The following is a 13,293-nucleotide window of genomic DNA, read 5'->3' on the forward strand; positions in this document are numbered from 1 at the left end:
GGATGGTGGTTAACACCTCCGGTATAGCCTTATGCCTCAAAGATATACCAGCGTAATCACGGCTTCTCCGTCCAGCTTCACCTTCTGGTTGCTGCTGATATTCGGCGCGACGGCGGCGCTCACCTGTAGCGGCACGCTGGCCGTCATAATCGGCTGAGGCGTCATGGTTCCTTTTTGTACAAAGGTATAAAAATAATCCTGATTGGTCGGAAGGGGTAGCATGTTGACGGCTGACCAGGGGCCATTCTTATCGCTCGACCCGGCCATGTCTACCTTAACTTCAGCATCGGCATCCGCTACCACAACCGAACCCGCGTTAATTTGTACCGCATAGCTGCCGATCTTTTTCCCTTCCGGCGTCATGCCCAATCCAAACAGTCGTGAGGCATCACTGATGTAGCCGCCACCGTTAACCTGAAATTTAACACCCGCCTTTCCGCTACTGTCTTTTCCGCTGGTCATGGAATCTACGCGCGAATCGCGGGCAGTAATTGCTACACCTGTCGCCGATTCACAGGTGATGGTTAAAGTTAGATCGCGAAGGCCCAGCGGGGTAAACGCTCCCTTAGATAAACTTCCCGCATAGCGAGTGCCAAAATCCGCCACCCCATTATTGCTCAGAACGGGCGTACAGGCGGCGGCATCGGCAGTCACCTCAACGTTAATATCAACGACATCATTTGCGCCTGCCAGCCCGGAAATCAACAACATTAACAACAGATAGTGCTTTTTCATTGCGTCACCATCCTTACGCGCAGGTTGCCGCGCCAGGTTTTTTTATCGGTGATGGAACCGCTTTTAAAGCTGGGTTTAATCGTTAAAGTCACCGAAGCCGTTTTTCCTTTCAGCTCCTGACCATTCACAAAAGCAATTCCCTGATTGACCTGTGCTGTTATCCGGTCTGCACCATTGGTCATCAGCGAGGCGTCACCAGCATGTACCGCCGCCAGACGAACAGGATTATCATCAACCACCGCCTGAGAAGCAGTAATTAACATCCTCCCGTGCTCACCAAAAGCGAACTGCGAACCTTCAGGCGTCGCCGTTCCGGTAAACAGACGGATTTGTTGCGGTTCGTCGCAGGTAATATTAAGCACTACCTGTTTCTCCGGGAGCGCAATAATTTCCCCTTGGGCCTGGCGCTCAGCGGCGCTTAAGTGGCCATAGCTCAGATTCTGCTGACTCTGTAAGAGCCGGCACTCCGCTGACGTCAGGGAAACGTACAGCAGCAGCGGAATACTAAGAAATAGGCGCTTCATTTGCATACCCCATTAGCGGTTTCGTAGAAGATATCCGGGTTAGCTTCCTCGGGCAGGTCTAACGTGAACTGACAGGTACCGTTATCTAGTTGCGCCGTCAGCGTCTGCTGCGCCTTGACCTCATTGAGGAACACAATACCGTCATCAACTGAGGTGGTTAAATAGTTGCCATCGTTGTCGGAGATCGCCATCCCTTTCGGTAGTTTTCGCCCGTCGGCCATTGTAATCGTCAGCAAAGCACGGCGCTGAGTGACGGCGCTGAAACCCACTTTACCTACCGCGCCGCGTCCCTGTTTCAGCATTCGCGTTCCGTTGCCGATATCCATATTTTTCGGCAACGTTTCGGTGTTGACTTCTACGCGCGAGGTTCGCCAGGCACCAACGGATGGGATCACCGCCATACCGCGATAATCGATCCATACCGGTCCCTGCGGGGTATCGATCTTGACTCCCGATACGGGCTTATCCAGTGCGGCGATAGCGAAGGTGTCGCGGATTGCCCACGGTGATAACGTCACGCCCTGGCTATGGGCGGCAATACCACCCTGTAACGTCCCGGAATAACTTCGATTATTTTCGCTACCGACGCTGACATTAAGGCCTAACTGGGTATAGTGAAGATTGCTGCTGATTCCGGCGTTGAAGTTGTTCTGTCCCAGATCCTGGTCGCGCTCAGCACCGACAGAATAAGAGGTATTATCACTCACCATTCCCATCGCAGATGCGCCATAGCGGGTTTTATGATCGTCCCGACGACTATATGCGTTCACGCTGTGGTTACCGAACGGAATACTGATATTCACATAGAGCAGATCGCCATCATCTTCATTGTCATTACCTGATGACAGCTGATGCTGCCAGTTTACAGAAGTCGAAAAATAGCGAAACGACTTACTCCACCCGGCGGAGACATAGCGTGAATCATCCACGCTATCATAGCCCTTCGTTTCGTACAGACTAGCATTCAGCCCGCCGATTAACGGATGCGACCAGCCGATCCCGACCGAATATTCATTTTTCGTCGTCTGATTAAAATCATCGTCAAGGAAATCGCTAAACTCACGGTAATTCCGGGTCTGCCAGGAAGACATGGTGGTTAAATTGAGTCCGAACGGAGAGGCATAATTCGACGAAAGCGTATATTTCTGCCCTTGCAGCGACTGTCTGGAATCATTTGACTGGTTCGCCTGCATACGCAGACTAAGATCCGGGAGTGGTAGCGTATCCATACTTCCGGCAATCGCCTGATAATCTTCCGCCAGCAGCAAGCCAGCATTTGCATTCAGGCGATTATTAATCTGCCAGCCGTCCGCTGCGCTCATCACCCACGGCGTACGATCGTAATCATCATTGACCCGCCCGAATGAAACATATAAGCCGCCAGTACTGCCAACGGTCTGATTATATAGGCTGGCAGGCACCACATAACCGTGCTGGCTACCATCGGTCTCCACTACCGTCACGTTAAGGTCGCTGTTGAGGTTGCGCATGGGAATATCGGTAAGCGTAAATGCCCCCGCCGGAACCAGCGTAGAGTAAATCAATACGTTTTGTTGACGCACCTCCACGCGCGCCTGCGGAGTGTTGGCGATCCCCTGAATCCGTACATTGTTACCTCCTTTCGTAAGCGCGCTTTCCGGCGCAAACTCCGCGCCATAGATCCCTGACCCCTGCAACAGAATATTATTCAGGTTCACTTCACCAAAACGGGCGGTACTCTTCAAACCGCTGAAGGTATGTTGTAAATAGGTTGATGAATTATCACTGTTAAAGCGACCATCCGAGCGGCTCAGCAATTGATGGCTGCGCAGTAGCCAGTCGTTAAAATTTAGTCCGCCGTCCAGCTGCGCCTGCGAATAGTCAGAACTACCGCCGGCAAATTCATTGCGCGATGAAATCAGGGAGTAGTTGAGCAGCGCTGCCGTGCCGCCCGAGGTATAACCCGACATGTCTGCATCGACGCGTGCGACCGCTTCAGCGGGAACAACAACAGTCAGCGTTTCCTGGGCGGGAGAAGCGTTCACTACCGTACCCGGAAACGCCCGAGCGTAAGGATAGCAGCCGTCCTGATAGTCCGAGGGTATTTTCAATCCGGCCTGTTGCAGAAAGTCTTTATCAAAGCAGAGTTCGCCATCGTCATTAAAGCGGGCTATCACACTGCCTTTATTGACGCCATTAATATTAAGAGAAACAGACGTACTACCCGGTAGATAACGCGCTTCACGCGAAAAATAGTGGGCTACGTTTGGGTTGATGCCGAGAGTTTTGAGCGTACCCTCGTCGAAGTCAACGGCCGCCAGATCCATTCCTGCAGCCCTGACCTGATGGATTAATAGCAGGCTTACCAGGCAGGCCAGCAGCGTTTTATTATGCATTACCACACCCGTCCTTGCCGTGGGTTATTTTAATTGTGCAATCTGGCTCTCGCCTTTATAGCCATAACGGCTGGCCGGATAAAACTCGATCTGTGTATCCGTAGCGGTGGGAAGCTTCACCGTCGTGCTGGTATGCGGCAACATATACGTTTTGTTCAACGCGCCGGTTTTATTCGAGGGTAAGGTTTTAATAACCTGAGTCATACGCACGACATAGTCGCTGGGGTTGCTGAGTATTAAACGGTCACCCTCTTTTTTCCATTCGAGGAATTTCCACGGCTGGGTTTCTTCGACCAGTCCGGCCGGATGAATAATAACCGGCAAATCCTGACGCACCGTCACGGACACGCGATCTTTCCCTTTCTCTTTGGGCGGAATACCTTCAAAGGTAACGCGCTTTAGCTGCTCATATTTCAACGGTGCTGACGTTTGTAGGAGAAAACGCATACGTTGCACCTGGCCGCCTTCCACACGGACTACCGGCTGGGAGACAATTAAACGCACGGATTTATCGCTGTCCGGTAGATCGACAATATTGGTATACAGCAAAGAAGGCAGGGAATCGGTATTAGTGACATTCATGCTGGCTTCGCCATTTTTAGCATCAACCAGCAATACGGACGTTTCCGGGACCATGCCAGTGGCAAAACCATTTACGGAATAAAACAGAGCCACGAGAAAAGTAAATTTACTGTATCCGTTTATCTTTTTCAAGGTATCCATTCCTTTAAATATCGCGCTTACAACCGACGCGGTAAATATTACCGCGCCCATATATAAGAAAATATTATCACTATCAGAGATAAACCAGGCTGATGGTCGCGTTACCATCCAGAGTGATCGTATCTTTGGTGCCCAGCACGGTGTTATCTTCTACCGCCGCGGTCACCAGCAACGGCATATTCAGCACTTTAAAAGGCTGCGGTACGAGGGTGCCTGTTTTCGCAACGGAAATCGCTAACTTAGCAGAATTACAACCACCATTCAGCGGGCAAAAAGCACCCGATGGAGTTGTTTCCCATGTTAATGTTTCGGCAGTTATATCATTTGTGCGTATCACATCCACCGCAGTTCCATCTGCTGTCGCTGAAGCTGGATCAGCTAAAATAGTATATGAGCCAATATTGGTGATATCGTCAGGCGCTTTGCCTAAGCCAAAACCATTACTCGTTGAAGTTGTGTTTCCTCCTCCTACCAAATCTTCAATATAACGTTTTGAACTCAGGTCTACACGACTGTCATGGCGGTTATCCGTGGAGGTGATCCCGACGGCAATTTCAGTATCACAGGTTACCGTTAAATTAATGGATTTCTGTCCCAGCTGTACCAGCGCGTTGGATGTGCCGGTGGGCGCAATCTGCCCGTTACGGATAGTGCCGTAATCCACAATACCGCCGTCAGGCAGCGTCGGGACACAGGCGCCCGGCACAATACTACCGGTCACTTTTAGCGTGACATCGTTGCCGGCGCTGGCATTAAACGAGGAAAATAGCGCCGCGCTCAGTGAAGCGGCGATAAGTAACTTTTTCATTTGTTCATCCTTAACATATAAAACAACAATCCCGAAATGCTCGACGGGACGATAAATAGCACTGAGAATGCTATCTCAGAAATCGCAAGAAAATATATTTAAAAATATTACATTATGTAATCACAAAAACTAATGTCTCCCCAGCGTATTTTTAGCAAATACGAAATATTATATTTTAAATAAATACAGACTGGCGACATTCACTTGATAAATTACATTCGTGAAATGTATATTCCTTTTTGATATTGGCTCTATCACCAACGAGAAAAATATATACCTGCCAATTCTCATACTAGCGCCAGTTTATCGTTAAAATTAAAAATACCGAGTCAGGTTCACAAACATTATCAAAATATCTGACATCTCGCTTCGCCTTCTATAATCTGTGTCGTGTTAGCGAAACCAAGAATACTGTATGTGGCGTAATGTTTACAGCCGGGCGTGGATAAAATGGTCGCCTTCGCCTTTATCCTGGTGGCGCTGGCGATTTGCATGATGGATGCGATTTACACAATACGCGGGACGCGTAAGGCATCACAAAAAAGAACCGAATCGCCTTTCCTGGTGACTGGCAGGGTACGACCTGCCAGCATGCCCGTTGTCGCTTCGCCTGCTCGGGCATGCTGGCAATGCATTCCTGGTGATATCTCGGATCGCCCAGGCCGGGCAAAGCGCTCCCCGGCAGAGATGTTAAACACCTGTCCTCGCGTCAAAAAGACTTTTTTACAGCCAGTTTTTACGCTTAAAGTACAGATACGGCGCCAGGCCAGCGAGCATCATAAAGACAATCGCGCCGGGATAGCCAAAGCTCCAGTGCAGCTCAGGCATAAACTCAAAGTTCATGCCATAGCTGGAAGCCACCAGGGTCGGCGGCAGGAAGACGACGGAGACGACCGAGAAGATCTTGATGATGCGGTTCTGCTCAATGTTGATAAAGCCCATCGCCGCCTGCATCAGGAAGTTGACCTTCTGGAACAGCGATTCATTGTGCGGCAGCAGGGATTCGATATCTCGCAGGATTTCGCGCGCCTGCTCCAGCTGCCCTGCCGGCAGACGGGCCTTGCGTACGAGGAAGTTCAGCGCGCGCTGGGTATCCATCAGACACAGGCGGACTTTCCAGCCGATATCTTCCTGTTCCGCCAGCGTAGAGAGCGCCTCGTCGTAATCATCGCCCTGACGACCTTCCATAATCACCCGGCTAAGCTTTTCCAGGTCGCTGTAGATGTTTTCGATTTCATCCGCCAACTGCTCGATTTTGGTTTCGAACAGGTCCAGCAGTAGCTCGTAGGCGTTGCCGTCCACCATCGACTGGTTGCGGGCGCGCATGCGATACAGGCGGAAAGCGGGCAGCTCCCGCTCGCGCAGGGTGAACAGACGGCCTTCGCGGATAGTAAACGCCACGGTAGAGTTACCGGCGTGATCCTCAGCATCTTCAAAAAAGAAAAATGAGTGGATATGCAGACCGTCTTCATCCTCAAAGAAACGCGCTGACGCTTCGATGTCTTCCAGCTCCGGGCGCGTCGCCAGGTTCTGGCCCAATTCCGTTTGCACACGGCTTCGTTCATCGTCGTCAGGCTCGACCAGATCGACCCACACCGAACTGGCGAGGTGCTTGATCTCGTCGGCTTCCAGACGCGTTAAACGATTGTTTTCCAGTTGAAATGCGCTCAGCATGACCGGGACTCCCAATGCAAAAAATTATCGGACAGTTCGGTGGGCACACAGAAACAATTTGGGTTTCAGACCATTAAGCCTGACTCAGAGCGACGGGAATAGAACGGGTCGCCGACAACCGCTAAGGCTATCAGCATAAGAGGATAGCCTTAGGAGTTGTTCCTGATGGGCAGGAAATTGAGCCAGCATCTACTGGGTGTGTCCAAGGCGAATGTCCTCTTAGCGTAATCGTGCGCGCATGTTACGCCAGCGCAAAAACGGCGTCAACACGCAACGGAACGCTAAAGAGCAAATCAAGCTCCTTAACGTATAAAGGTAGCAGAATATTACAAAATAATGATATTTTTCTTACTGTTACACTGTTTCCAGCCGGGCGTACGCCGCGACCAGCCATTTGATCCCCTGCCCCTGAAAGGCAACCTGCAGGCGACTGTGTTCGCCGCTGCCTTCGAGGTTCACAATGGTGCCTTCACCGAATTTGGCGTGGCGGACGCGCTGGCCCAGCTTATAGCCGGTGTCGTTTTCCGCCATCGGCGTCCCCATGCGCTGATGGCTGACCGGCCGGCTCACCGTGGCGCGCAGCCGCACCTCTTCCACGCACGACTCCGGCAGCTCGCCGATAAAGCGCGAGGGGCGATGATAAACCTCTTTACCGTACAGGCGACGGGTTTCCGCGTAGGTCAGCGTGAGTTTTTGCATGGCACGAGTCACGCCGACGTAGGCCAGGCGGCGTTCTTCCTCCAGGCGGCCGCCCTCATCAAGCGCCATCTGGCTCGGGAACATCCCTTCTTCCACGCCAACGATAAATACCTGCGGAAACTCCAGCCCTTTCGCCGAGTGCAGGGTCATCAGCTGTACCGCATCCTGCCAGGTGTCCGCCTGCCCTTCTCCCGCTTCCAGCGCCGCATGCGAGAGGAACGCCTGCAGCGGCATTAAATCTTCATCTTCTTCGTTGTAGCTAAACTGGCGCGTCGCCGTCACCAGCTCCTCTAAGTTTTCGATACGCGTCTGGCCCTTCTCGCCTTTCTCCTGCTCGTACATCATGCGCAGGCCGGAATCTTTAATGACCCGGTCGGTCTGCACGTGCAGCGGCATGTCGGCTGTCTCCTGCGCCATGGCGTCAATAAGCTCCATAAAACGCTGCAGAGCGCTGGCAGCGCGCCCGGCGAGAACTTTCTCTTTTAACAGCTCGCGACAGGCCTGCCACAGCGTCAGCTGCCGGTCGCGCGAGGTCTGGCGCACCACGTCCAGCGTGCGATCGCCAATGCCGCGCGTCGGGGTATTGACCACGCGCTCAAACGCCGCATCGTCGTTACGGTTGGCAATCAGGCGCAGATAGGAGAGCGCATCTTTGATCTCCTGACGTTCGAAGAAGCGCATGCCGCCATAAATACGATAAGGCATGCTGGCCTGCAGCAGCGCCTCTTCCAGCACGCGCGATTGGGCGTTGCTGCGATACAAGATCGCGCACTGCTCCAGCGCCCCGCCGTTTTCCTGCCAGGTTTTGATACGATTGACGACAAAACGCGCCTCATCAAGATCGTTAAACGCGCAGTAGAGCGAAATCGGCTCGCCGTCGGCGCCATCGGTCCACAGCTTTTTCCCCAGCCGTCCGCTGTTGTTCTCAATCAGGGCGTTCGCCGCGCTGAGGATATTGCTGGTCGAGCGATAGTTCTGCTCCAGACGGATAGTTTCCGCGCCGGGGAAGTCATTGAGGAAGCGCTGGATGTTTTCTACCTGCGCGCCGCGCCAGCCGTAAATCGACTGATCGTCATCGCCAACGATCATCACCTTACCGGTATCGCCCGCCAGCAGTCGGATCCACGCGTACTGAATATTGTTGGTATCCTGGAATTCATCCACCAGGATATTGGTAAAGCGCTCGCGGTAGTGCTGAAGGATATGCGGCTTGTTAAGCCACAGCTCGTGGGCGCGCAGCAGCAGCTCGGCGAAGTCCACCAGCCCCGCGCGATCGCAGGCTTCCTGATAGGCCTGGTAAACCTTCTGCCAGGTCTGCTCAACCGGATTACCGTAGCTCTGAATATGATGCGGGCGCAGCCCTTCATCTTTTTGGCCGTTGATGTACCACATCGCCTGCCGCGGCGGCCACTGCTTCTCATCGAGATTCATCGCCTTAATCAGGCGCTTAAGCAGGCGCAGCTGATCTTCGCTGTCGAGGATCTGGAAGTCCTGCGGCAGCCCGGCGTCAAGGTGATGAGCGCGCAGCAGACGATGCGCCAGACCGTGGAAAGTGCCGACCCACATACCGCCCTGAGTGGTGCCCATCAGTTGACCAATACGATGACGCATTTCCGCTGCCGCTTTGTTGGTAAAGGTCACCGCCATGATGGAGTAAGGGGAACAGTTCTCAACGCTCAGCAGCCAGGCGATGCGGTGTACCAGAACGCGCGTCTTGCCGCTGCCCGCTCCTGCCAGAACCAGCATATTAGTACGTGATGCCGCAACGGCTTCACGCTGTTTGTCATTGAGGCTGTCGAGCAGGTAAGAAACGTCCATTGGCACCGCCGGAAATGAGGCGCCCGGCAACGTTTGGCTCGCCGGGCTACTGTTAATTTATACAGAACTACTGACGATTATATCAGCGAGGTCAGAGATGCCAACCGTGAAATTTCGATGTGCGGCAGCAGGCGGCCATCGGCGGCGCGCATCAGGTCTGCGCCCTGCGGTTTGATCCAACAGGCCTGCATGCCGCAGCGAATAGCGCCTGCGACATCGGTCGTCAGATCGTCCCCGACGTGCAGAATCTGCCCCAGAGGAAGCTCCAGCCGCTCCGCTGCGAGATGATACATATCGGCAAAGGGCTTAGAGCGCCCGTCAGGGCCCGCGCGCAGCACGAAGCGGAAGTAGTCGCTCAGGCCAAAGAGTTCCGGCTGGGCGTTGCCGTTGGTAATGGCCACCAGCGGCCACTTTTCCGCCAGCTGCGCCAGCGTATCGTGCGTCTCCTGCGGAACGTCAATCAGGCTGCGCCAATGAGCGAAATTCGCCATCGCTTCATCGGCCCCCGTTTTCGCCAGCGTCGCTGAAAGCCCGGCGTTGATCATCCCCAGCTCCAGCGCGCGGCGGCGCCATTCGGTCACATCGTGGTAAATTTCCGGCTCTGACGCCAGCAGCGTCTGGCGCAGCCGGTTAAGCTCGCTGGCGTCAAATTGGCTCAGAGAAGGGTGGTAGCTGCGCACAAAGCTCAGCGACTCATGCAGCGTCCGGTCAATCACCGGGCGGTTGTCATAAAGGGTATCGTCCAGGTCAAAAGTCAATGCTGAAATCTGGCCCAGAGGTCGGTAAAAACGCATCATTTCCCCCGTTTGGCGCGCGGATGTGCCGCATCGTACACCGACGCAAGGTGTTGAAAATCGAGATGGGTATAGATTTGAGTGGTGGAAAGGTTAGCATGGCCCAGCAGCTCCTGCACCCCGCGCAGATCGCCGCTCGACTCCAGCATATGGGTCGCGAAGGAGTGGCGCAGCTTATGCGGGTGCACGTGGCTGTTGAGCCCCTGCTTTATGCCCCATTCGGCAAAGCGCTTTTGCACGTTACGCGCGGAAATTCGCTTCCCCAGTTTAGATAAGAACAGGGCGTCCTCATCGGCGCCGAACAGTCCGCGCAGATCGAGCCAGTGCTCAATCCACACCACCGCATTGCGGCCAATCGGCAGGCGGCGCTCTTTGCTGCCTTTGCCCATCACCCACACCTCGCCGGATTCCAGATCGAGGTGCTTAATATCGAGATTCACCAGCTCCGAAAGACGCAACCCGGCGCCGTACATCACTTCCAGCATCGCTCTGTCGCGTACCGCCAGCGGATCGTTGAGATCGATATCCAGCAGCCGATTAACGTCGTCGACGTCGATATTTTTCGGTAGATGGCGGGGTATTTTCGGCGCCGAAATCCCCTTCGCCGGATTCGCGGCCAGTTCACCCTGGCTCACCAGCCAGTCAAAGAAGCTGCGTAAGGCGGAGAGACGTAAGGCCAGGCTGGCAGGCCCCAGCCCCTGACGACGGCTGCGCACCGCCAGGCTACGGACCTGGGCGGCATCACACTGCTGCCAGCTTTTCAGCCCGGCGCTATCCGCCAGCGCGATAAGCGTTTCCAGCTGGCGGCGATAGTTCAGCAGCGTTATCGGGCTCAGCTGACGCTCGACGCCGAGATAGCGTAAGAAGCGTTCTACGGGAGCAAACAGAGGCGAGTCGGTCATGCGCGTTCAATCCAGCGCTCCAGCAATCCCGGGAGCATCGACGCGATTTCCTGCAATAGCTGCGTTCCCTGCCCTTGCTGATAGTGCTGGGGGTCGCGACTGCTGAATATCATCACACCGGGAGCGTCGTCTCCCCCCAGCAGCGACATCGCCACCGATCCGATGGCTTTAGCTTCCGGCAGCACGACCAGCAGCTCGGGGCCGTTTAAAGCGCCAAGATAATGGCGCTGTTGTCCAAGACGCTGAATGCGAATAGGCTCAAACGCCTGACGGCTTATCGCCAGATGGGTGAATTTGGAAGGCGCGCCGAGCCGCCAGCGGTCGGGAAACAGGCGCACCGTGGCGCCCGCCAGACCCAGCTCGCGCGCCCAGCGATGAAAACGGTTCAGCATTTCGTCAAGGCTATCGGCCGCCGCCAGCCGCGTTTGCAGGTGAAACAGGCGCTGAAACAGGCTTTCGTTAGCCGTCGCCTGCTCCATCAGCAGCGTCATATTTTCTTCCAGCACGTTGATATGGTTCCGCGCCCGCGCCATGTGCCACTCCACCAGCGAGACCGAACCACGCACCGGATGCGGCACTGACATGTGTTCCACCAGCGCCGCATTACGAATAAAGAATTCAGGATGTTGCAACAGATAGTCCACCACTGCGCGATCGTTTAGCTCGCTGGCAAGTTCCTGTTGTTCTTCCCCGACTTGTTTCATAAATGAATAAATCCGTCATAGACATGTGCCGCCGGGCCAGTCATATACAACGGTTGGCCCGGACCTTTCCAGGCGATATCCAGACGCCCGCCGGGTAATTCCACGCGGACCTCCTCGCCCAGTAATCCCTGCTGGATACCGACTGCCGCCGCCGCACAGGCGCCGCTGCCGCAGGCCTGAGTTTCCCCCGCACCGCGTTCATACACGCGCAGGCGAATATGAGAGCGGCTGATCACCTGCATAAAGCCGATGTTCGCCCGCTCCGGGAAGCGCTCGTGGTTTTCCATCACCGGGCCGAGCGTTTCCACCGTCGCGGTTTCCACATCATCAACCTGGATAACGCAGTGCGGGTTACCCATCGACACCACGCCGCACAATACTGTCTGTTCAGCGGCGCGCATAATATAGGTCTTTTCCGCTTTGTTGGCGCGGAACGGCACCTGGGACGGTTCGAAGTTTGGCTCACCCATATTGACGCGCACCAGATCGTCTTCCGTGACGCTTAATACCATACGGCCATTCGAGGTACTGACGCGGATATCACGTTTATTGGTCAGGCCTTTCAGACGCACAAAGCGGGCGAAACAGCGCGCGCCGTTGCCGCATTGCGCCACTTCGCTACCGTCGGCATTGAAGATACGATAGTGGAAGTCGAGCTCCGGATCGTAAGGCGGCTCCACCACCAGCAGCTGATCGAAACCCACGCCAAGATGCCGATCCGCCAGACGACGGATCAGTTCAGGTGAGAAAAAAACATTCTGCGTTACTGCGTCAACGACCATAAAGTCGTTACCCAGGCCATGCATTTTAGAGAACTGCATTTTCTACTCCAGCTGCGCGGAACTGTCAGTAATTCACCTGGGTCGGGCCACCGCTATCGCCGCGATCGTTACGATCCGGCGTAGAGCTCTGGATACCGCTATCAACCGGCTTAGTCGGCGGAGGCGCCGTTTTATCCGCCGGCGGGAAGTAAAGCGGCCCTTTCAGACCACAGCCGCTAAGGCTGAGAACCGCTAATAAAACGGCAAGCGCTGGGAAAACGTTTTTCATGGATAGTTGCCCGTGATTCATTCTTACTGCTTTCTATCATCGCAGGAGAAGACGTAAAAGCAAGCGTTTAGCATCCCACTGCGCGCGCTTTTGTTTCGCGCTATACTGCCGCCACTATCAAAAAAGCGGGAAAGAACCATGAACGACAGTGAATTCCATCGCCTGGCCGATACCCTGTGGATGACCATCGAAGAACGCCTTGACGACTGGGACGGCGACAGCGATATCGACTGTGAAATCAACGGCGGCGTGCTGACTATTAGTTTTGAAAACGGCAGCAAGATTATTATCAACCGTCAGGAACCGCTACACCAGGTGTGGCTGGCAACGAAACAAGGCGGCTACCATTTCGACTTAAAAGGCGACGAGTGGGTATGCGACCGCAGCGGCGAAACCTTCTGGGATCTGCTGGAACAGGCGGCGACCATGCAGGCCGGTGAAGCGGTGAGTTTTCGCTAAGAGAGCGTGATTCGATTTCCCCGGATTG

General features: G+C 54.4%; 13 protein-coding genes and 1 pseudogene. 2 read left to right on the forward strand and 12 right to left on the reverse strand.

From position 1 onward, the window contains the following. Positions 1–36 precede the first annotated feature (36 nt). From ABLV11_RS07770 to ABLV11_RS07790, 5 genes are all read right to left on the reverse strand, one after another. A complete protein-coding gene (locus ABLV11_RS07770; protein ID WP_126489620.1) occupies positions 37–735 on the reverse strand; it encodes a DUF1120 domain-containing protein in 699 nt (232 codons plus the stop codon). Continuing rightward, positions 732–1,259 (reverse strand): hypothetical protein, encoded by a 528-nt coding sequence (locus ABLV11_RS07775; protein ID WP_126489621.1) that lies wholly within the window; start codon positions 1,257–1,259, stop codon positions 732–734. Before ABLV11_RS07775 ends, ABLV11_RS07770 begins: the two co-directional genes overlap by 4 nt. After that, complete coding sequence (locus ABLV11_RS07780; protein WP_348855270.1) at positions 1,256–3,634, reverse strand: fimbrial biogenesis usher protein; 2,379 nt, start codon at positions 3,632–3,634, stop codon at positions 1,256–1,258. Before ABLV11_RS07780 ends, ABLV11_RS07775 begins: the two co-directional genes overlap by 4 nt. Before the next feature lie 24 nt (positions 3,635–3,658). Beyond that, complete coding sequence (locus tag ABLV11_RS07785; RefSeq protein ID WP_224250556.1) at positions 3,659–4,339, reverse strand: fimbria/pilus chaperone family protein; 681 nt, start codon at positions 4,337–4,339, stop codon at positions 3,659–3,661. Between the two features lie 91 nt (positions 4,340–4,430). Beyond that, positions 4,431–5,165 carry a DUF1120 domain-containing protein gene (locus ABLV11_RS07790; protein WP_126489624.1) on the reverse strand — a complete coding sequence of 245 codons (735 nt, stop codon included), beginning with the start codon at positions 5,163–5,165 and terminating at the stop codon, positions 4,431–4,433. A gap of 435 nt (positions 5,166–5,600) precedes the next feature. On the opposite strand from ABLV11_RS07790, the pseudogene ABLV11_RS07795 reads away from it, so the two are divergent. Continuing rightward, positions 5,601–5,696, forward strand: a pseudogene (locus ABLV11_RS07795) (EamA family transporter); the annotation flags it as partial. A gap of 192 nt (positions 5,697–5,888) precedes the next feature. Here the strand turns inward: ABLV11_RS07795 and corA are convergent. The 7 genes from corA to ABLV11_RS07830 form a co-directional block, all read right to left on the reverse strand. Continuing rightward, positions 5,889–6,839: a magnesium/cobalt transporter CorA gene (gene corA, locus ABLV11_RS07800; RefSeq protein ID WP_004107687.1), complete on the reverse strand. Its 951-nt coding sequence runs from the start codon at positions 6,837–6,839 to the stop codon at positions 5,889–5,891. Between the two features lie 354 nt (positions 6,840–7,193). Beyond that, positions 7,194–9,356, reverse strand: coding sequence for a DNA helicase II (gene uvrD, locus ABLV11_RS07805; protein WP_049127671.1), 2,163 nt, complete (start codon positions 9,354–9,356; stop codon positions 7,194–7,196). Between the two features lie 77 nt (positions 9,357–9,433). Then, complete coding sequence (gene yigB, locus ABLV11_RS07810; protein WP_016808215.1) at positions 9,434–10,150, reverse strand: 5-amino-6-(5-phospho-D-ribitylamino)uracil phosphatase YigB; 717 nt, start codon at positions 10,148–10,150, stop codon at positions 9,434–9,436. After that, on the reverse strand, positions 10,150–11,052 hold the full coding sequence (gene xerC, locus ABLV11_RS07815; protein ID WP_004107682.1) for a tyrosine recombinase XerC: 903 nt from the start codon (positions 11,050–11,052) through the stop codon (positions 10,150–10,152). The genes yigB and xerC overlap by 1 nt, the downstream gene beginning before the upstream one ends. Further along, complete coding sequence (locus ABLV11_RS07820; RefSeq protein WP_004107681.1) at positions 11,049–11,756, reverse strand: DUF484 domain-containing protein; 708 nt, start codon at positions 11,754–11,756, stop codon at positions 11,049–11,051. The genes xerC and ABLV11_RS07820 overlap by 4 nt, the downstream gene beginning before the upstream one ends. Continuing rightward, entirely contained in the window at positions 11,753–12,577 is an 825-nt protein-coding gene (dapF, locus tag ABLV11_RS07825; protein ID WP_004107680.1) for a diaminopimelate epimerase, read from the reverse strand. Before dapF ends, ABLV11_RS07820 begins: the two co-directional genes overlap by 4 nt. Positions 12,578–12,602: 25 nt before the next feature. After that, on the reverse strand, positions 12,603–12,806 hold the full coding sequence (locus ABLV11_RS07830; protein ID WP_016808214.1) for a lipoprotein: 204 nt from the start codon (positions 12,804–12,806) through the stop codon (positions 12,603–12,605). A gap of 138 nt (positions 12,807–12,944) precedes the next feature. On the opposite strand from ABLV11_RS07830, the gene cyaY reads away from it, so the two are divergent. After that, positions 12,945–13,265: an iron donor protein CyaY gene (cyaY, locus tag ABLV11_RS07835; protein WP_004107678.1), complete on the forward strand. Its 321-nt coding sequence runs from the start codon at positions 12,945–12,947 to the stop codon at positions 13,263–13,265. Positions 13,266–13,293 lie beyond the last annotated feature (28 nt).

Origin of the sequence: Klebsiella sp. GW_Kp181 (assembly GCF_040062315.1) — a bacterium.
In the GTDB taxonomy this organism is placed as follows: Bacteria; Pseudomonadota; Gammaproteobacteria; order Enterobacterales; family Enterobacteriaceae; genus Klebsiella; species Klebsiella oxytoca.